The organism is Georgenia sp. Z1491 (genome assembly GCF_049856175.1).
Taxonomy (GTDB): Bacteria; Actinomycetota; Actinomycetes; order Actinomycetales; family Actinomycetaceae; genus JB111.
Window position 1 is genome coordinate 1 of the sequence record NZ_JBNDNA010000025.1, and the last position, 18,428, is coordinate 18,428.

The 18,428-nt window shown below is 68.0% G+C and carries 17 protein-coding genes and 1 pseudogene; 6 read left to right on the forward strand and 12 right to left on the reverse strand.

Annotated features, from left to right (window positions below; genetic code table 11):
- Nucleotides 1–593: transposase (locus ACPYO4_RS15775; protein WP_425710208.1), on the forward strand; the 593-nt coding region annotated here is incomplete at its 5' end.
- Between the two features lie 132 nt (nt 594–725).
- Here ACPYO4_RS15775 and merA read toward each other — a convergent pair.
- Complete coding sequence (gene merA, locus ACPYO4_RS15780) at nt 726–2,090, reverse strand: mercury(II) reductase (RefSeq protein ID WP_425710209.1); 1,365 nt, start codon at nt 2,088–2,090, stop codon at nt 726–728.
- A gap of 86 nt (nt 2,091–2,176) precedes the next feature.
- Between merA and ACPYO4_RS15785 the strand changes: the two genes are divergently transcribed.
- Nucleotides 2,177–2,602 carry a heavy metal-responsive transcriptional regulator gene (locus ACPYO4_RS15785; RefSeq protein ID WP_425710210.1) on the forward strand — a complete coding sequence of 142 codons (426 nt, stop codon included), beginning with the start codon at nt 2,177–2,179 and terminating at the stop codon, nt 2,600–2,602.
- A 247-nt stretch (nt 2,603–2,849) separates the two neighbouring features.
- On the opposite strand, the gene ACPYO4_RS15790 is transcribed toward ACPYO4_RS15785, so the two are convergent.
- From ACPYO4_RS15790 to ACPYO4_RS15820, 7 genes are all read right to left on the reverse strand, one after another.
- Complete coding sequence (locus ACPYO4_RS15790) at nt 2,850–3,164, reverse strand: metal-sensitive transcriptional regulator (protein ID WP_425710211.1); 315 nt, start codon at nt 3,162–3,164, stop codon at nt 2,850–2,852.
- A 50-nt stretch (nt 3,165–3,214) separates the two neighbouring features.
- On the reverse strand, nt 3,215–5,362 hold the full coding sequence (locus ACPYO4_RS15795) for a heavy metal translocating P-type ATPase (protein WP_425710212.1): 2,148 nt from the start codon (nt 5,360–5,362) through the stop codon (nt 3,215–3,217).
- A gap of 104 nt (nt 5,363–5,466) precedes the next feature.
- On the reverse strand, nt 5,467–5,730 hold the full coding sequence (locus ACPYO4_RS15800) for a hypothetical protein (RefSeq protein ID WP_425710213.1): 264 nt from the start codon (nt 5,728–5,730) through the stop codon (nt 5,467–5,469).
- Nucleotides 5,731–5,764: 34 nt separating this feature from the next.
- The gene (locus ACPYO4_RS15805) at nt 5,765–8,086 is read right to left on the reverse strand and encodes a heavy metal translocating P-type ATPase (RefSeq protein ID WP_425710214.1); all 2,322 of its coding nucleotides are present in this window, start codon (nt 8,084–8,086) and stop codon (nt 5,765–5,767) included.
- On the reverse strand, nt 8,073–9,059 hold the full coding sequence (locus ACPYO4_RS15810) for a heavy-metal-associated domain-containing protein (protein ID WP_425710215.1): 987 nt from the start codon (nt 9,057–9,059) through the stop codon (nt 8,073–8,075). Before ACPYO4_RS15810 ends, ACPYO4_RS15805 begins: the two co-directional genes overlap by 14 nt.
- Nucleotide 9,060: 1 nt before the next feature.
- The gene (locus ACPYO4_RS15815) at nt 9,061–9,273 is read right to left on the reverse strand and encodes a heavy-metal-associated domain-containing protein (protein WP_425710216.1); all 213 of its coding nucleotides are present in this window, start codon (nt 9,271–9,273) and stop codon (nt 9,061–9,063) included.
- A gap of 100 nt (nt 9,274–9,373) precedes the next feature.
- On the reverse strand, nt 9,374–10,771 hold the full coding sequence (locus tag ACPYO4_RS15820) for an MFS transporter (protein ID WP_425710217.1): 1,398 nt from the start codon (nt 10,769–10,771) through the stop codon (nt 9,374–9,376).
- Between the two features lie 124 nt (nt 10,772–10,895).
- Here ACPYO4_RS15820 and ACPYO4_RS15825 point away from each other — a divergent pair, with 124 nt between their 5' ends.
- Nucleotides 10,896–11,543 (forward strand): TetR/AcrR family transcriptional regulator, encoded by a 648-nt coding sequence (locus tag ACPYO4_RS15825; RefSeq protein ID WP_425710218.1) that lies wholly within the window; start codon nt 10,896–10,898, stop codon nt 11,541–11,543.
- Nucleotides 11,544–11,744: 201 nt separating this feature from the next.
- Here the strand turns inward: ACPYO4_RS15825 and ACPYO4_RS15830 are convergent, their stop codons facing one another.
- From ACPYO4_RS15830 to ACPYO4_RS15845, 4 genes are all read right to left on the reverse strand, one after another.
- On the reverse strand, nt 11,745–12,869 hold the full coding sequence (locus ACPYO4_RS15830; RefSeq protein WP_425710219.1) for a sensor histidine kinase: 1,125 nt from the start codon (nt 12,867–12,869) through the stop codon (nt 11,745–11,747).
- On the reverse strand, nt 12,863–13,603 hold the full coding sequence (locus ACPYO4_RS15835) for a response regulator (RefSeq protein ID WP_425710224.1): 741 nt from the start codon (nt 13,601–13,603) through the stop codon (nt 12,863–12,865). The genes ACPYO4_RS15830 and ACPYO4_RS15835 overlap by 7 nt, the downstream gene beginning before the upstream one ends.
- Nucleotides 13,604–13,783: 180 nt before the next feature.
- Nucleotides 13,784–15,244, reverse strand: a complete 1,461-nt coding sequence (locus ACPYO4_RS15840) for a CAP domain-containing protein (RefSeq protein ID WP_425710220.1) — start codon at nt 15,242–15,244, stop codon at nt 13,784–13,786.
- 253 nt (nt 15,245–15,497) lie between these two features.
- Nucleotides 15,498–16,133 carry a DUF305 domain-containing protein gene (locus ACPYO4_RS15845; protein ID WP_425710221.1) on the reverse strand — a complete coding sequence of 212 codons (636 nt, stop codon included), beginning with the start codon at nt 16,131–16,133 and terminating at the stop codon, nt 15,498–15,500.
- A gap of 464 nt (nt 16,134–16,597) precedes the next feature.
- Here ACPYO4_RS15845 and ACPYO4_RS15850 point away from each other — a divergent pair, with 464 nt between their 5' ends.
- From ACPYO4_RS15850 to ACPYO4_RS15860, 3 genes and pseudogenes are all read left to right on the forward strand, one after another.
- The gene (locus ACPYO4_RS15850; RefSeq protein WP_425710222.1) at nt 16,598–17,206 is read left to right on the forward strand and encodes a TlpA family protein disulfide reductase; all 609 of its coding nucleotides are present in this window, start codon (nt 16,598–16,600) and stop codon (nt 17,204–17,206) included.
- A 5-nt stretch (nt 17,207–17,211) separates the two neighbouring features.
- The gene (locus ACPYO4_RS15855) at nt 17,212–18,003 is read left to right on the forward strand and encodes a cytochrome c biogenesis CcdA family protein (protein ID WP_425710223.1); all 792 of its coding nucleotides are present in this window, start codon (nt 17,212–17,214) and stop codon (nt 18,001–18,003) included.
- Nucleotides 18,004–18,177: 174 nt separating this feature from the next.
- Nucleotides 18,178–18,428 (forward strand): annotated as a pseudogene (locus tag ACPYO4_RS15860) (hypothetical protein); the annotation flags it as partial.

Here is an 18,428-nt window from a genome sequence, read left to right on the forward strand (position 1 = left end):
CTAGCGCGGAAGAGCTCCCTGACGCGGTACCGGTGATGGACCCGTTCCATGTCGTCCGTCTCGCCGGCAATACGCTGGACCGGTGCCGGCAGCGGGTGCAGCAGGACACGCTCGGGCATCGCGGCCGCGCCGGCGATCCGCTCTACAAGGCGCGCCGCGCGCTCCACACCGGCGCCAGTCTGCTCACCGAGAAGCAGTACGCCCGTCTCGAGGCGCTGTTCGCCAGCGACGAGCACGTCGCGGTCGAGGCGACATGGGGCATCTACCAGCGCATCGTGGCCGCCTACCGCGAGCCCGACAAGAACAAGGCGAAACTGGCGATGCGGGCCGTGATCGACGCCCTGCGCGGCGGCGTCCCTGCCGCGCTCGTCGAGATCCGCAGCCTCGGCCGCACCCTCAAGCAGCGAGCCAACGACGTGCTCGCGTTCTTCGATCGACCCGGCACGTCGAACGGCCCGACCGAAGCGATCAACGGGCGGCTCGAGCACCTGCGCGGCTCCGCACTGGGCTTCCGGAACCTGACCCACTACACCGCCCGCAGCCTGCTCGAAGCAGGAGGATTCAGACCCCACCTACACCCTCAACTGCGATGAGCCAGATACAGGCCAATCTGGTGGCGCTCCATCGCTCGGGTCGAGGGGGCCAACGGCACCGTGCCAGTGTAAAGAAGCCCGCACCGGCGACTCGTACCTGGGTACGGGTTCACGCTCGGCGGTCAACGCTGTTCAGGCGCAGCAGCTGGTGGGCATGGTCGAACGGAACAGGCCGGCCGCTATGCGGAGGGCTTCGCTCATCGTGAGGTAGGGCGCCCAGGTGTCCGCCAGGTCCTCGACGGTCAGCCCGAACTTGATGGCGTACGTCGCGGCGAGCATGAGCTCTCCGGCGCCGTCAAGTGCAGCGTGCACACCCAGGACCTTGCGGGTCTGGGCGTCGATGACGAGTTTGAGGACCCCCCGAGTGTCCTGGTTGACCAGTGCGCGCGGGATGTCCTGCGCCCCCAGGATTCGGCAGTCGCAGTCGTGGCCGAGCTCGAGGGCGCGGGCTTCGGTCAGTCCGGCGCTGGCGATCTGCGGAGTCGTGAAGGTGACCCCGGGCAGGCCGCGGTAGTCCACCGTGGAGGGCTCACCCAGCGCACCGGCGGCGGCGACCCGGCCAGTCTTCGCGGCGACGTAAACGTACTGCGGGGCACCGGAGACATCCCCGGCGGCGTGCACGCGGTGGTTGGTCGTGCGCAGGTTCTCATCCACGCGGATGAATCCGCGGGCGTCGGTGCCGATTCCGGCGGCGTCCAGCCGAAGACCGCTGGTGCTGGCGCGGCGACCGGTGGCGATCAACAACCGCTGGCCATGGACGTGAACGCCGCTGTCGGTGGTGACGATGGCCCCTCCGGCGTGAGGCGCTACTTCCCGCCCGTGTTCCTCGATCACCGCGATGCCCTCCTCCTGGAAGGCGGTGCGGAGCACGTCAGCGACCTCGGGTTCAGCGTAGGGGGCGACTCGGCCCACGAGGGTGACGTTCACGCCCAGCTGGGCCCACAGCTGGGCCTGCTCCAAGCCGACGTACCCACCACCGAGCACGACCAGGGAGGTGGGCAGGTTCTGTTGCTCCATGGCGGTGGTCGAAGTCAGGTAGTCGACCGCACCGATACCGGGCAGGTCGGGGATGTGCGGGGTTGCTCCGGTTGCGATGACGTATGCCCCAGCGTGCAACGTCCGGTTCCCGACCTGGATGCTCTGCTCGTCGAGGAACTGCGCGTGCCCGTACATGATGGGAAACCCGTGGGCCTCGGCGACGTCGGCGTACTTCGCCTGGCGCAGGTCCTCGATGAGTCCCTGCTTCTGGGTCATCAGTTCGCCCACCACCGCGCCCTCAGCGCTGGTGGGCACACCACGAAACGGGCTGGCCAAGGCGCGGTGGCGCTGACCGGCGGCGGCTAGCAGGTTCTTGCTCGGGATGCAGCCCACGTTCAGGCAGGTACCGCCGAGCGGACCGTGCTCGATGAGCAGCACGCTCTTGCCCCGGGAGCGCGCCTCGATCCCGGCGGCCATGGCCCCACCTCCGGTGCCGATGACGATCAAGTCGTACTCCATGGACTATCTCTCCTTCGGTCCGCACCCGGTCGCTTCGACCGTAAACCTTCCAGCACACTGGAAGGTCAAGGGCGTACGGTCGAGGCATGCGTATCGGAGAGCTGGCCGCGCAGACCGGTGTGCGTCCCAAGACCATCCGGTTCTACGAGACGGCCGGTGTATTGCCGGCGCCCGCTCGGACCACATCGGGCTACCGGGTCTATGACTCCAGTGCGGTCGACCGTCTCGCGTTCGTCAAGGCAGCCCAGGCCGCCGGTCTGACCCTCGCTCAGGTCCGCGATGTCATCTCGGCGCGGGAGGCGAGCGGAGCACCCTGCCAGCACGTCGCTGCCATGCTGGAGAACCACGCCACCGCCCTCCAAGCGCGCATCACCGCCCTCAGTGACCTGCTCGAGCATGTGCGCCGGCTCAGCCAGCGGGCGACCACACTGGATCCCGGCCAGTGCCTCCCCCAGCACGTCTGCCACGCCATCCCGACCAGCCAACTGACCGACCGCTCCTCCAGCAGCTGAACACCTAAATCCGGTGTCGATCCGCGGATTACTCCGCGCAGGGTCTACCCCAACAAGACGAAGGTAGGCGGCTGCGGTGGGGCTACTAGTTGTGCTGCTCGGGGACGTTGATCAATCGCGTGAAGGGCGGCTTCCGCACGCCGAGCGCGGTCGGTGCTGGTTGTGGTGGTCGATCCGTGCCTCGAGGGCATCACGCCACTCATGCACGCCGCTGAGCGCCCTTCGCGTCCTACCCATGACTGCCTCCTCAGGACTTCACGAGGCGAGTGATGGCCGCGGAGGCTTCCTTGATCTTCTCGTCGGCTTCGGAGCCACCGGTCCTGGCGGCATCCACCACGCAGTGCTTGAGGTGGTCGTCCAAGAGGGCCAGAGCGACGTTCTCCAACGCCGAGGTGACGGCGCTGATCTGAGTGAGGATGTCGATGCAGTAGGTGTCCTCATCGATCATGCGGTGGATGCCGCGTGCTTGTCCCTCGATGCGCTTGAGACGGGCAAGGTAGCGGTCCTTGTCACTGATGTAGCCATGGTCGACTTCGGCTGATGGCGTGGTGATGGTGCCCATCGTGTCTTCTCCTGAGGTGTGCGGTACTCGATCCGGCACCGCCGGGGCGATCACTTGGAGGTGTCCTGGTCAAGGATCTTGGCCGCGCTGGCCTCGGGCGTGAGGTCGAGGCGGCGGAGCAGCTGAGCGTTGAGCGCGACGACGACGGTCGAGACCGACATCAGGATCGCGCCGATGCTCATCGGCAGCACGAACCCGATCGGTGCGAGCACGCCAGCGGCCAGGGGCACCGAGATCAGGTTGTAGCCGGCGGCCCACCACAGGTTCTGCTTCATCTTCCGGTAGCTGGCGCGGGAGAGCTCGATGACGGAGAGCACCGAGCGCGGGTCGGAGGAAGCCAGGATGACCCCGGCGGAACCGATCGCGACATCGGTGCCGGCACCAATGGCGATACCGACATCGGCCTGGGCCAGAGCAGGGGCGTCGTTGACGCCGTCGCCCACCATGGCGACCTTCCTGCCTTCGTCCTGGAGCTCGGCGACCTTGGCAGCCTTGTCCTCGGGCCGCACTCCGGCGAAGACCCGGTCAATGCCCAGCTCCTTCGCGACGGTGTCGGCAACGGCCTGCGCGTCACCGGTGATCATTACCACCTGGGCGCCGGCAGCGTGCAGGGCGTCGACGGCCTCACGGGATTCGGAGCGGATCTCATCGGCCAGCCGCAGCGCCCCGATGACCTCACCGTCGGCCAGGACGTGGAGGATGATCGCGCCCTCGTCCCGCCACTCGTCGGCGACCGACAGTTCCTCCAATCCGTGCTGGTCGAGCAGGTACGGGCCGCCGACCTCGATCACGGAGCTGTCCACTGTTGCCTTGACCCCGACTGCCGGGGAGGAGGAGAAGTCCCGCGCCTTCGCGACTGGAAGCTCGCGGGCACCGGCTGCGCCGATGATGGCCTTGGCCAGGGGGTGCTCGCTGTCGGATTCCGCCGCCGCGGCCAGTGCCAGTACCTCCTCGGCGCTGCGGTTCCCGACCGGTTCGATGGCGGTGACGGTGGGCTCACCCTTGGTCAGCGTGCCGGTCTTGTCGAACAGCACGGCATCGACGGTGCGCATCGATTCCAGGGCGAGCCGGTCCTTGATCAGCACGCCGCCGCGGGCAGCACGCTCGGTGGCGATGGAGACCACGAGCGGGATTGCCAGTCCCAGCGCGTGAGGGCAGGCGATCACGAGCACGGTGACGGTGCGCACGACCGCGGATTCCGGCAGGCCGATAAGACTCCAGACGACTGCGGTGATCAATGCGGCGCCGAGGGCGAACCAGAACAACCAGGCAGCGGCGGTGTCGGCGATCCGCTGCGCGCGCGAGGACGAGGCCTGCGCGTCGGCGACGAGCTTCTGGATGCCCGCCAGGGCGGTGTCGTCACCGGTGGCAGTGACCTCGACGCGCAGCCCGGAGTCGGTGGCGACAGTGCCAGCGACGACCTGCTCACCGGTCTCGCGACGTACCGTCTTCGACTCTCCGGTGACCATGGACTCGTCCATGCTCGCCGACCCGTCGACGATCTTTCCATCGGCGGGCACCGCGGCGCCCGGGCGGACGATGACCACGTCGCCGACGATGAGGTCGGCGGGGGCAACCTTCACGACCTGATCGCCGTCGACCTTCTCGGCCTCATCCGGGAGCAGCGCTGCCAGGGAGTCGAGGGCGGACGTGGTTTGGGCCAGGGACCGCATCTCGATCCAGTGGCCCAGCAGCATGATGACCACCAGCAGGGCCAGTTCCCACCAGAAGTTCAGCTCATGGTCCAGCAGGCGCAGGCTCGCGCCCCAGGACGCGATGAACGCCACCGTGATGGCCAGGCCGATGAGCAGCATCATGCCGGGCTTGCGGGAGCGGATCTCCGAGATTGCGCCGGTCAGGAACGGCCAGCCGCCCCAGAAGTAGATGACCGTGCCCAGGATCGGCGAGACCCACCAGACCCATTCGGCCTCGGGCAGCTGGTAGCCGATGAGGTCGGCGAACATGTCGTTGAACCCAACGACGGGCACGGCGAGAACGAGCATGATCCAGAACAGGCGACGGAACTGACCGACGTGGTCACCATGCCCGGCATGCCCGGCGTGACCACCGGGGGCTTCGTGATCCGCGTGGTCGTGGTGGCCTGCATGACTGTCATGCATGCCCTGGTCGTGTGCATCGTGCGTGCTGTGGTCGTCGTGCGTCGCGGTCTGTGACGCGGTCGGATGGTCGTGGCTCATGCTGTTTTCTCCTTCCTGCGCCCCTGACCGTTCCTGGTTCACCGGGGCGGCGGTCCCGCTCACCCCGGACTGGGGTCGGGGCGAGCGGGACCGGTCGAATGTGCTTATGCGGCGACGTAGCGTTCGGGGTCGGCGTCGAAGAGCGGCCCGCAGGAGGCGCAGCACAGCCAGTACCGCTGCCCGTTGTAGTCGCGGGCGAGTCCGGCTTCTTCGGCCTCGGACTTGATCACCGCGGTGCCGACCATCACGGGGCACTCGGTGATCTCGTCGGCCCCGACACTGGCCAGGCTCTCCGTCGTGGGCTGGTGGCTGTGGCACCCTCCGCCCTGCGGTGTTTCGTGGTGGTTGTGGTCCTCATGTGCGGTCATCGTGTGTTCCTTTCCTGTGGTGTTGATGCCGGTGTCAGACGTGGACGGGTTCACGCTCAGCCGGTGCTCGTGTGGGAGCTGGCGCACTGTCATCGGCCCGGGCGGTGAAGGTCCGCAGGCGCAGGCTGTTGCTGACGACGAACACGCTGGACAGGGCCATGGCCGCCCCGGCGAGCATCGGGTTGAGCAGACCGAAGGCCGCCAGCGGGATGGCAGCGGTGTTGTAGGCGAAGGCCCAGAACAGGTTGGTCTTGATCGTGCCCAGCGTGCGCCGGGAAAGGCGGATCGCGTCCGCCGCGGCTCGGAGGTCACCGCGGACGAGGGTGATGTCGGCGGCCTCGATCGCGACGTCGGTGCCGGTGCCCATCGCCAGGCCGAGGTCGGCCTGGGCCAGGGCGGGAGCGTCGTTGACGCCGTCGCCGACCATCGCGACGACCTTGCCTTCGTCTTGGAGGCGGGCCACGACATCGACCTTGTCCTTGGGCAGGACTTCGGCGATGACCGACTCGATGCCGACCTCCGAGGCGACCTGCTCGGCCACGCTCTGGTTGTCCCCGGTGAGCAGCACCGGCGTGAGACCGAGTTCTTTGAACTGGGCGATCGCTTCGGCACTGGTGGGCTTGACCTGATCGGCCACGACCAGCACGCCGCGTGCCCGACCATCCCAGCCGACCGCGATCGCGGTCTTGCCCTGCGCCTCGGCGGCCTGCTTGGCCGACCGCAGATTCTCGTCGAGGTGCTGCGACCAGTCGCGCAGCAAGACCTCGCGGCCGGCGAGGACGGTGCGCCCATCGACGACACCCTGGACACCGAGGCCCTCGACGTTCTCGAAGGACTCCGGCGTGGGAAGGGCGCCGACCTCGGCGGTAGCTCCAGCGGCGATCGCCTGAGCGATGGGATGCTCCGAGGCATCCTCCAGACCGCCGGCCAGTCGCAACAGCTCGGTACGATCCACTCCCTCGGCGACGATCACATCGCCCAGGGTCATCTTGCCGGTGGTGACGGTGCCGGTCTTGTCCAGCACGATCGTGTCGACCCGGCGCGTGGATTCCAAAGTCTCGGGACCCTTGATCAGCACACCCATCTGCGCCCCCCGCCCGGTGCCGACCAGCAGGGCGGTCGGGGTGGCCAGCCCCAGGGCGCAGGGGCAGGCGATGATCAGCACCGCCACCGCGGCGGTGAAGCCCGCACTGACGGGGAAACCGGCGCCGATCCAGGCCCCGAGCGTGGCGACGGCGATCGCGATCGCGATCGGGACGAACACCCCCGAGACCCGATCGGCCAGCCGCTGGATCTCGGCCTTACCGGACTGGGCATCCTCGACCATCTTCGCCATCTGCGCCAGCTGGGTATCGGAGCCGACACGGGTTGTCCGCACGACCAGTCGGCCCCCGGCGTTGACCGTCGCACCGGTGACCGAATCGCCCTCGGTCACTTCGACCGGTACGGATTCTCCGGTGAGCATGGAGGCATCGATGGCGCTGTTGCCCGAGGTGATGACCCCGTCGGTGGCGATCTTCTCCCCGGGCCGGACGATGAACTCGTCACCGACGGAGAGCTCCTCGATCGGCACCCGCTGTTCCCGACCCTCGCGCAGGACCGAGACCTCCTTCGCGCCGAGTTCCAGCAGCGCCCGCAGGGCGGCACCGGCGCGGCGCTTGGACCGCTTCTCGAAGTAGCGCCCCAGCAGGATGAACGTGATCACCCCGGCTGCGACCTCCAGGTAGATGTGCCCGAGACCATCACCGCGGGAGATGGTCAACTCGAACGGATGGACCACCCCGGGTTGGCCTGCGGTGCCAAAGAACAGCGCGATGATCGACCACACCAGGGCTGCGGTCGTGCCCACCGAGATCAGGGTGTCCATCGTCGCCGCACCATGGCGCAGGTTGGTCCAGGCTGCCTTGTGGAAGGGCCAGCCGGCCCACACCACCACCGGGGCGGCCAGCACGAGCGAGGCGAAGCCCCAGTAGTCGAACTGGAGTGCCGGGATCATCGCCATCGCGATCACCGGGACAGCCAGGACCGCCGAACCGATGAGCCGTTGGCGCAGCGAGCGCAGTTCGGCGTCCTCGGCCGATTCGGCCTCGCTGCCCGGTGCGTCACCGGCCCTTTTCGCGGGGGTGGGGAGGGCGGCGGTGTAGCCGGTCTTCTCCACCTCGGCGATCAGCGTCTGCGGGTCCAGGCCCTCCGGTCCACTCACGCTGGCCTTCTCGGTGGCGTAGTTGACGCTGGCGGTGATCCCGTCGAGCTTGTTGAGTTTCTTCTCGATCCGGTTCGCACACGAGGCGCAGGTCATGCCACCGATCTGCAGTTCGACGCTGCTGGCGCCGGTGGTGTTCTCAGTCGTGGTCATGGCCGCCTCCCTCCTCGTGCTCATCGGTGTGGTCCGACTCTTCGGCCTCGCCGTGGTCTGTCCCGGCGTCGCCGGTGGTATCCAGCACCAGCGGTGCGGTGTGGACCTGACCCTCGACCTGGAAGTCGAGGTAGAGCAGGTACCGTCCCGGGGTCGGCGCGGTGGCCTCGAACACGATCTCCGGTCCCGATGTCTGGCCCGGCTGGGGCTCCTCGCCGTGCGGGTGGACGTGCAGGTAGGCCAGATCGCCCGCACGCAGCGCCACCAAGTGCCCGAAGGCCCCCAGGTACGGCTCCAGCTCGGTGACCGGCTGCCCGTCACGGGTGATGGCCATCGTCAGCCGGGTCGATGCACCTGCCACCAGGTCGCCGGTCACGCTGACCTCGTAGCCATCCACCGTGGTCGTGGTGGCAGGCTCAGCCGGTGCTGGGGCGTAGTTGCCGGCGACCTGTACCGAGGTCGACAGAGTGATGCCCTCACCGGCCTCGGCGGGCACGAAGTCGGCAAACACGCGGTAGGAGCCGGCTGCATCCCACTGCCAGGGGATCGACCAGGTGCCATCCGCGTTCATCTCGGGGTGGACGTGGTGGAAGTGCTGCCCATCAGTGCGGACCGCGATCAGGTGCAACTCCCTCTCGTGCTCCAGCTCGAAGTCGGTGACCGGGTCCCCGGCGGGTCCCGTGACGATCAGTGACAGGTCGCCGTCGGTGCCGGTCTCCGCGGGAGCGGTGACCCCGGTGAGCCGGTAGCCGTCCTGCGCGACGCCGAGACCCAGTGAGGACGCATCGTCGGTGTGTGTCTCGTGGCCGCCGGTGCCCATGTCTTGTTCCCCTGCGTGATCGGTTTGTTCCGTCTCTTCTGTCCAGCTCTGCACGGTCTGCTCGGGGATGACCGCGCCCGCCGTGACGAATGCCACGGCGAACACGGACACGAGGAGCAGCCCGTACAAACCGAGCCGTGCCGGGGCTCGCATATCAGCTGGGGGTGGCCTGGTAGCCGGCCTCGTCGACCGCGGCGATCACCGCGGCATCGTCCGCCGGGTCGTTCGTTGTGACGGCTAAGCGGCCCGTGGCCGCGCTGACCTCGATGTCCTGGACTCCGGCGATCTGCGATACCTCGGCGCGGATCGCGCCCTCGCAGTGGCCGCAGCTCATGCCGGTCACGGTGTATGTGGACGTAGTGGTCATGTCCTTCTCCTTCAGAGATACCTCAGGGGGGGTATCACCACTTATACCTGGTAGGGGTATCTGATGCAAGTGGTGAGCCCACAGGGGTGAGGCTCGCGGCTTAGGTGCGAGCGGGTTGCCGCGGAATCGCGATCGTTGAGATCACGGCGGCAACCACTGCGGCGATGGCGGCGGCCGTGAAGGCCTGTTGGAAGCCTGCGGTGCCACCATCGGTGGCGAGGCTGAGGGCTGCGATGCTGGAGACCGTGGCGACGCCGACCGAGGCGCCGAACTCGTGGAAGGTGCTCAGCAGGCCCGAGGCGATGCCGGCCTCCGCCGGCCCGATCTGTCCCAGCGCCGTGGCCGCGGCGACGACGAACAGTGCGCCGATACCGAAGGCTCCGAAGCTGATGCCGATCGTGGTCGCCACGGTTGTGGGCCACAAGGCGGGCACCATCAGGCCGATGGCTGCGATGAGCATGCCGACAGCTCCCAGGGCGCGCGCTCCCAGGCGGGCGATCAGGCGTCCGCCGAGATTGGCACCTGTCATCGTGGCCAGTGCGATCGGCAGGAACAGCAAGCCGGTTGCCAGAGGGCCATGTCCGGCGAACTGCTGGAAGTAGAAGGTGCCCAGGAAGAACACCGCGACCATCAGCGCGGTGGCGATCAGGATCACGAACACCCCGGCACCCACAGATCGTCGGCCCAGCAGGCTGAGATTCATCAGCGGGGATGCAGCGGTCTTCTGTCGCCACCCGAACAGCAGATAGAGCACAACGGCCGCCCCCGCAGCGATAAGAGTCTGCGGACTGGTCCAACCGAGCTCACCAGCCACGGTCAGGGCGTAGATCGCGGAGCCCGTCGCTGCGGTGACCAGCAGCGCGCCGAGGATGTCGAGTGATGGCCGCGGGCCGGCGCCAGGTGGCAGTGGTGGGAGCACCCACAGCAGGCCTGCCAGCACGATGAGACCGACGGGGATGTTGATGAAGAACACCCATGGCCAGCCCGGCCCCGCGGTGATCAGGCCGCCGAGCAACACGCCGACCGCCGCGCCGCCACCGCCGAGGGCGGACCAGATACCCAGGGCGCGGTTGCGCTCGTCGCCGGTGAACAGTCGCACCACCACGGACAGGGCGGCGGGTGAGAGCAGCGCTGCACCCAGGCCCTGCGCGACTCGCCCGCCGAGCAGGACGCCGCCGCTCTCGGACAGCCCGGCCAGCAGCGACCCGGCGGTGAAGATGAACAGCCCGGTATAGACGATCGGTTTGGAGCCGAACAGATCGGCGCTGCGCCCACCCAGGAGCATCAGACTGCCGAAGGTCACTGTGTACGCGGCCACCACCCAGGTCATCGCCTCGCGTGACAGGTTCAGGTCCAGTCCCATCTGCGGCAGGGCGATCGCCACGACCGTGACGTCGAGGATCAACATGAATTGGGCCGTGCCCAACAGGCCCAGCGCCAGCCAGCGCTTGGGGTGGGCCCCTTCGCCTACTTGCTCGTGTTGTGTCGCAGTCATCATCGATCTCCTTCTACTCGACGGTGCCCATGGGTTCTGCGCTTCGCCCACGCAACTCAATCATGTGTGTACGAGATACAGCGGTTAGACTATCTCATACATTCCCGTACGAGTACTGAGGTGGAGCATGGCGGCCAAGAAGCCCCTGACGAACGACGGGCCCCAGCAAGCGCCCGCAGCAGGTGACCGCCGCGCGGCCAACCAGCGGGCCGACGCGCAACGCAACCGAGCGAAGATCCTGGCGGCGGTCGTCACTGCGATCCGCGAGCACCCCGACGCCTCGGTGGCCGACATCGCTGCCGAGGCGGGGGTGGGCCGCATGACGCTGTACGGGCACTTCGCGACCCGTACCGAACTCATCGAGGCTGCACTCATCGACAGCCTCGAACGCGGTGAGGAGGTCCTGCGCGAGGTGTCACTGGACGGTGACGCCCGTAAGGCGTTCCAGCGGCTCGTCGCCTCCAGCTGGGTCCTCGTGGACCAGGCGAGGGCCGTGCTGGCTGCGGCGCAGAAGGAACTGCCTGCAGCCCGCATCCGCGAACACCACGAGAAGGCCGAAGCCCGCATGCGCGACCTGCTCGAGCGTGGTCAGCACGAAGGCGCCTTTCGCGCTGACCTTCCGGTCAGCTGGCTCCTGGCCACTACCCACGTCGTGATCAACGGGGCGGCCGAGGAAGTGCGAGCCGGGCGGCTCAACGCCGAGGACGCCCCCTGGTTCATCGACGCCATCCTGCTGCCGGCTTTTGCGAACGCTGCGCAGCCCGGAAGCACATGATGAACGCTCACGGGTGGGCATCATCGGCGCGGGCGCGGGCGCGGGCTTCTCGACGAAGTCACTGAGCAGCACCGCTGATCCCAGCGAACGAAGATCAACGTCCCACAGTCGTACGTATCCGGCCCGACCGGACGATGAGTTGCCCTCTGTACCGCTCAGTGCCGCGCACTGTCGAGCCGTCTGAACGTTTCCCACTGTGCCCTACGCGGGCTGAGGGTGGTTCATAGGCAGGTCGATGGTGAACAGGGCGCCCGGGCCGGGGTTGGTCACGGTCACGGTGCCGCTATGGGCTTCGACGATGGATCGGACGATGGCGAGCCCGATCCCTGATCCGCCGTGTGCGCGGTCGCGGGCGGCGTCGGCCCGGTAGAAGCGTTCGAAGATGTGCGGCAGGTGCTCAGCGGTGATTCCGTCGCCGTTGTCCTTGACCCACAACCGGAGGACGGGCACGTCGCGTTGGACGCCCAGCTCCACCCGCCCGTGACCGGGTGTGTGTCGTAACGCGTTGTCGAGGAGGTTCGTCAGCACCTGTCCGAGCCGGTCACGGTCGGCCACGATGGTGGTGCGTCGGTCGCTGTCGGTGCCGCTGAGGTGCAGGTGGACACCTTTGTCCGCATACCCTGCCCGCGCCTGGGCCCAGGCATCGTCGAGGAGGTCCCCGACGACCAGTAGTTCCTGTCGCATGCTCAACCGTCCCTCGCCGGCCGCGGTGACCAGGGTGATGTCATGTGCCAGGCGGGAGAGCCGACCGGCCTGCTCGCGCAGCATGCCCAAGGTCGGTTCGTCCACCTGGACAACGCCGTCGATCATGCCCTCGAGATAGCCGTCCAGCGTTGCCACAGGGGTGCGCATCTCGTGGGCCAGATCCCCGAGCATCCGCGTGCGTGTCTGTTCGATCTGCCCCAGATCGGTGGCCATGGTGTTGAAAGCCGCCGCGAGATCGTCGAACTCGGACCCCATGTGCACCTCGGGGACACGGGCCTCGTAGTCCCCGTTCGCTACCTTGGCTGCCGCGTGCCGCACCCGTTCCAACGACCTGGCGATCCGCCGGGTGACGAGGACGCTCACCACGACCGATGTCAGGAGGCCGGCGAGCAGAGCAAGGGAGAGGGCCAGCGTCGACGCAGTGGTGAAGGCCTGCTCGGCGTGGGCGACGACATCCGATTCCGCCGGCTCGGCCATGAGCATGTGGTCGTGGAAGATCACCGGCCCGATGGCCGCGGCGACAACCCACGCAGTGCCCGCTGCCACGAGGATGACCGCCACGATCGCCGCAAGCAGCCGAGCACCCAACCCCCATGACCTCGGCCGGCCGCTGCTCACCATCCCGGCCCCATCCGGTAACCGATCCCACGAACTGTCCGGATGAACTTCGGCGCGGACGCCTTGTCACCGAGCTTCTGCCGGAGATGTCCGACATGTACGTCGACGAGGTGCTCGTCGCCGCCCCAGCCCGGCCCCCACACCGCCTCGATCAGTTCGCGCCGGGAAAAAGCCATGTGTGGGCGTGTCGCGAGCGCGGACAGGACGTCGAACTCCGTGCGGGTCAGTTCCACCGGATGCTCGGCGAGGAACACCTCCCGGCCTACGACGTCCACCGTCAGCGGCCCGAACGACGCCGAGCGACGGGTGTCGCCCGAGTCTAGGCGCGGGCGGCGCAGCATCGCCCGCACCCGGGCGACGAGCTCCCGCGGGCTGAACGGCTTGGTCATGTAGTCATCGGCCCCCACCGACAGACCGAGGAGCTTGTCGATCTCTTCCACGCGGGCGGTGAGCATGATGATGTAACAGTCGGAGAAGGTGCGCACGATCCCGCAGATCTCGATGCCGTCGATGCCCGGGAGGCCCAGGTCGAGGACGATCACGCCGGGGTGCCATCGCCGCGCGAGCTCGACCGCGTCGTTCCCGTCGCCGGTGACCTCGACCTCGAAGCCGTCACGTTCCAGGTAGCTCGCTACCAGTCGCGCCAATGGCGCCTCGTCGTCCACGACGAGAACTCGCGGCAGATTCGCGTCAGGGGAAGCGTGCGGAGCCACGGCGTCATCGTGAAGCAAGAGCATCGCCTCCCGGTGGCTCACCCGTCCGCGATCGTGCGAATCGCCGGGTAGCACCCCGTCGATCAGATCGACCGACGTCGTTCACGCGGCTGGCTGGTCCGGGCCGGACGGCGACGGGGTCACCGGTCCAGGGTGGGACCGGTGACCCCGTCGGGTCGTGCTGATGCAGCCGGGGGGGCCGGGTCAGCGGGTCTGCTCGATGCGGACGACGCCGAGGCTGTCCGAACCGTCGCCGTCGAAGTCGCCGAAGACGGCGGTGTCGCCGTCGCGGCCGTACCGGGTCTCCTCGACCTCGGCGCCGTCCGCGTTCTCGTTGCTGACGAAGAAGTCGGCGCCGCGCTGGAGGGCGAGGCTGTCCGCGCCGTCACCGTCCCAGTCGCCCACGAGGACGAGGTCGGTCGCCTCGCCGAGGGAGAACTCGCCGTCGACGCTCGCGCCGGTCGGGTCGTTCGTGTAGACGACGTCGGTGCCTCGGCGGACGCCGAACGTGTCGGTGCCGTCGCCGTCCCAGTCGCCGACGAGGAGCGTGTCGCCGTCGGCGCCGAAGGCGGCCAGCTCGATCTCGCCCGGGTTGTCGAGGTCGTTGATGATGTGCAGGACGTTGCCGTGACGCACCGCGAACGTGTCGGTGCCGTCGCCGTCGAAATCGCCCTGAACGATCTCGTGGCCCTCGCCAGCCCCGAGCTCGACGACGCGCTCCGCCGGGCCGGTACCCAGGGTGTCCGAGACGTGCAGCTCGTTGCCGCGGCGCACCGTGATCGTGTCGGTGCCGTCGCCGTCCCAGTCGCCGACGAAGATCTCGTCGCCCTCGACGCCGTAGAGGAAGTTGTGCACGGCGTCGCCGGCGAGCTCGTCCGACAGCAGGAAGCGCGGGGTCCCGGGCGGGCGGACCGGCTCGGGCTCCGGCTCCGTGCGGGCGGTGTCGCGCGAGGCTGCGTCGTCGGTCCGTGCGGCCTGGGCCTCGGCCTGCGCCTGGGCCTCGGCCTGTGCATCCGGCTGCGGCTCGGCCTGCGGCTCCGGCTCCGGCTCGGGAGCAGGCTCCGCCGGCGCGGGCTCGGCGGGAGCGGGCGTGGAGCCGCCCGGGCCGCCGCCCGGGTAGGTCGCGAAGTTCTGCGTCGCGAAGACGCGACCGTCGGCCGAGACGGCCACGCCGACGCCGAAGTGCGTGTACGAACCGGTGAGCAGGATGCTGTTGTGCACCGGCGAGTTGCGCCACTGGCTCATGAAGTAGTCCGCCCCGTGGTCGGGGTACATGCCCCAGGACAGGATCTCGGAGGTGCCGGAGGAGCCGCCGGGGACGGCCGAGGCTCCGTAGTCGCCGCGGTGGACCATCGAGCCGATGCTCGCCTGGTGGTTGGACCACGACTGGGCGACCGAGTCGATCGAGCCGCTGCGCGTGAGCTGGGACAGCCCGTTGGCCGCGCGGTAGGCGTTGGTCTGGGCGGCGATCGCGTTGGCCACCTGGTTCTGCCAGCCGACGTCGGTGCGGATGCTCGGGGTGACGGTGCGTACTGCGCCGGAGGTGTCGGTGGCCTGGGCACTCGTGGCGACCGACGTCGCCGCGGCGACCGTCAGGAGCGCGGTGGCGACCCGGGGGGCAAGGGTGCGGTGCCGTGCGTGGCGGCCGCGCGGGGGTGCAAACACGTCGGGAGGACTCCTCGTTATCGGAACGTAACCTGAGCGATAGTAAAGCGTGACCTTCTAGGGGTCGAGGACATGTGCGCAGGCTCACGTCCCGCGGTTGACATCCGGCGCACTGCAGAACTTCCCCTGACGCCGCGAGGCGGCCCCGTACCAGGTGGGGGAATCGTGTGGCGGGGCTCTCGGCGCGTGGCCGTGCGGCTGGGTCTCAGCCTCGAGCGAGCCCTCATGAGTGCTGCCCCGGGTCCGTTGGGCATCAACGACTCTCGAGCATGTCTTCCATCTCGGTGATCTCCGCTTGCTGGTCGTCGATCATCGTCTGGGCGAGGGCGAGCGCTTCGGGGTTCTCACCGTCGTCCAGTTCGGTCTCGGCCATGTCCACCGCGCCGCGATGGTGCGCGATCATCAGTTCCAGGAAGCGGAGTTCGAACTCGGCGTCCGGCACCGACTCCAGCTCGACCATGGCTTCCTCCTGGGTCAGCCCTTCCATCTCCATGCCGCCGTGGTCCATGCCGCCGTCACCGGCCGGAGAGGTCTCCTCGCCCCAGGCCTCCAGCCAGGAGGTCATCTGTGTGATCTCCGGCCCCTGGGCTGCGGAGATCCCTTCAGCGAGCGTGCGCACCTCCTGACTACCGGCACGTTCCACCGCTACGTCAGCCATCTCGATGGCGCCCTCGTGATGGACGATCATCATCTGGGCAAAGTTCACGTCGGCTTCGTTGTGCATGTCGGATACCTCCGGCTGCAGCGTGCTCTCTGTTGTCGTCTCCGAGCTCTCCTCCTCGGCCGCAGCGGAAGTCGCTGCATCTTGGTCACCGTTGCCGCACGCGGCGAGCGTCAATGCCAGAACGGTTCCGCCCGCAACCGTGGTAAGCAGGGTCCTCAATTTCATGGTTCCTTTTTCTCCAGATCATTCGAGTTGGGGCGCCGGGCTAGCAGGACGGGCGGCAAGAAAAGCATCATCGGCCGGCCCGCTCATTAGGTTTGCTGGCAGAGTTGCCCACCCGCGTGCTCGGCGCCGCGTCGACGCTAGCCGTGCGCGACCAGAGGTGAGGGATCGATGCCAGTGTTTGCGGCGAATCTTCATCAACTCTTCATGGAGTCTCACCGGGCGGGCGGTGCAGGTCACCAACGTTTGGACCGGGCTTATGGTGTGGCGTTGGAAGCGCGGGTCCAATTGGCAACTTTCGCGCACACCGGATGGGATCCAGCCCCCATCGGCATCCATGCGCGAAAAAGACTTCTGAGTAACGCACGTAGGAGAAGTTGTAGAACTACGAGGTCGGACGGTCTGACGACCGGCCCCGTGTAGGCAGCGGCACGTGAGCCCCCAAGGGCTCTTGAAGGGTGAAAGGCGTGAAGTCCAACAACAGGCGTCGAGGCTCGGTGGACCGGTGGCTTGTTGCGGCCGGCGTGGCATCGGTGATGGCACTGGCAGGCTGCGCCTCGGCACCCGGTGCCAACTCGGACCTCAGCATTGATACGGGTTACGTCTCGGGTGACGGGTCGCTGGAGCTATGGGAGCCCGAGCAGCGTCAGGCCTCCATCGACCTGGTCGGGGTGACGTACGACGGTGCGGAGGTCGACGTGAACGACATGCGCGGTGAGGTGGTGGTGGTGAATTTCTGGTATGCGGCCTGCCCGCCGTGCCGGGCTGAAGCCGACGATCTGGCGGCGATCCACCAGGACTATGCCCCCCAGGGTGTAGAGATGCTGGGAGTCAATCCGCGCGACGACGTCGCGACCGCTCAAGCCTTTGAGCGGACCTTCGAGGTCCCCTACCCCTCTGTGCACGACAGCGGAGCTGCCGCAGTCGCCGCCTTCCAGGGGCTTGTGCCGCTCCAGGCCATGCCCACCACCGTGGTCCTGGACCGGCAGGGGTGGGTGGCCGCGCGCGTCATGGGACAGATCGATCCGACCGTTCTGCGCGGCCTCATCGACGACACCCTCGCCGAGGAGGCCTGACAGCGATGCTCTGGGACCAGCTCGGGTCTACCTTTGCCAGCACGGTTCTCACCGGGCCGATGCTCGCCGCACTCCCGGTCGCGCTGATCGCCGGCTTCATCTCCTTCGCCTCTCCCTGCGTGCTGCCCCTACTGCCTGGCTACGTCGGCTATCTCAGCGGAATGGCCGGAGCGACGGCGCCTGGCGGGCACGGCGGAGGGACGCAACGCACGAAGGTGCGCGACGGGCGGCTGCTCGCCGGTGCGCTGCTGTTCGTTGCCGGCTTCACCGCTGTGTTCGTGCTGCTCGGCGTGGTGTTCGCCTGGCTCGGGATCCTGCTGGCCCCGTGGGTGGAGACGATCACGCGAATCCTTGGCGCGCTCGTCGTGCTCATGGGGCTGGCATTCATGGGGTACATCCCCATGCTGCAGAGCGACCGACGCTTGCGCCTGGCCCCGCGTCAAGGGATCTGGGGAGCCCCACTGCTCGGCGTCGTCTTCGGGCTGGGATGGGCGCCGTGCATGGGACCGACCTTGGCCGCCGTCCTGAGCCTGGCGTTCAGCGAAGCCGACCCCGCCCGCGGCGGCGTCCTCGTGCTGGCCTACAGCCTCGGCCTCGGTATCCCGTTCGTCGCTGGGGCGATGCTGCTGTCCCGCTCGCGCCGGGCGCTGGATCTCCTGCGCCGCCACCGTCTCCTCTTCCAACGACTTGGCGGAGGCTTGCTCGTGCTCCTCGGACTCGCCATGGTCACCGGGGTGTGGAGCTGGCTCTCGGGGTACCTCCAGGGCCTGGTCGCCAACTTTCAGACCCTGGTATGACCGGGCACCGCTTGTGCTGACGCAGATCCTTCGGCACTCCCGGATGAGACATGCTCGAGCCCGGGACGAAATACCCAGATCCACCTGGGCAACGGTTGCCTACCATGTGCCGGCCCCCCAGGACATGAAGCCGTCCGGTCCTGGCAGCCAGCACCGTCGGACAGGAGAAGAAGCGTGAAGAGACTTGCCGCAACGATCCCGGCGTTGGTACTGATCCTGGCTGGCTGCTCGACCGCAGACACCAGCGACGAGCAGTCCGTGGAGGGCGCTGAAGAAGGGTTTCTCGCCGCCCACGGCCTGGACGGGATGGAAGTCCCGGAGATGATCGACCATCTTGACCGCCTGGGCGGTCAAGAACGCCCCACCAGCTACATGGCATCCATCCGGTCGGAGGAACTGCTGTTCTCCGACGGGCAGCAGGACTT

Coding starts and splice junctions, on each gene's coding strand:
- merA (WP_425710209.1), bottom strand. CDS start 2,090: ATGGAGTACGACTTGATCGTCATCGGCACCGGAGGTGGGGCCATGGCC.
- ACPYO4_RS15785 (WP_425710210.1), top strand. CDS start 2,177: ATGCGTATCGGAGAGCTGGCCGCGCAGACCGGTGTGCGTCCCAAGACC.
- ACPYO4_RS15790 (WP_425710211.1), bottom strand. CDS start 3,164: ATGGGCACCATCACCACGCCATCAGCCGAAGTCGACCATGGCTACATC.
- ACPYO4_RS15795 (WP_425710212.1), bottom strand. CDS start 5,362: ATGAGCCACGACCATCCGACCGCGTCACAGACCGCGACGCACGACGAC.
- ACPYO4_RS15800 (WP_425710213.1), bottom strand. CDS start 5,730: ATGACCGCACATGAGGACCACAACCACCACGAAACACCGCAGGGCGGA.
- ACPYO4_RS15805 (WP_425710214.1), bottom strand. CDS start 8,086: ATGACCACGACTGAGAACACCACCGGCGCCAGCAGCGTCGAACTGCAG.
- ACPYO4_RS15810 (WP_425710215.1), bottom strand. CDS start 9,059: ATGCGAGCCCCGGCACGGCTCGGTTTGTACGGGCTGCTCCTCGTGTCC.
- ACPYO4_RS15815 (WP_425710216.1), bottom strand. CDS start 9,273: ATGACCACTACGTCCACATACACCGTGACCGGCATGAGCTGCGGCCAC.
- ACPYO4_RS15820 (WP_425710217.1), bottom strand. CDS start 10,771: ATGATGACTGCGACACAACACGAGCAAGTAGGCGAAGGGGCCCACCCC.
- ACPYO4_RS15825 (WP_425710218.1), top strand. CDS start 10,896: ATGGCGGCCAAGAAGCCCCTGACGAACGACGGGCCCCAGCAAGCGCCC.
- ACPYO4_RS15830 (WP_425710219.1), bottom strand. CDS start 12,869: ATGGTGAGCAGCGGCCGGCCGAGGTCATGGGGGTTGGGTGCTCGGCTG.
- ACPYO4_RS15835 (WP_425710224.1), bottom strand. CDS start 13,603: ATGCTCTTGCTTCACGATGACGCCGTGGCTCCGCACGCTTCCCCTGAC.
- ACPYO4_RS15845 (WP_425710221.1), bottom strand. CDS start 16,133: ATGAAATTGAGGACCCTGCTTACCACGGTTGCGGGCGGAACCGTTCTG.
- ACPYO4_RS15855 (WP_425710223.1), top strand. CDS start 17,212: ATGCTCTGGGACCAGCTCGGGTCTACCTTTGCCAGCACGGTTCTCACC.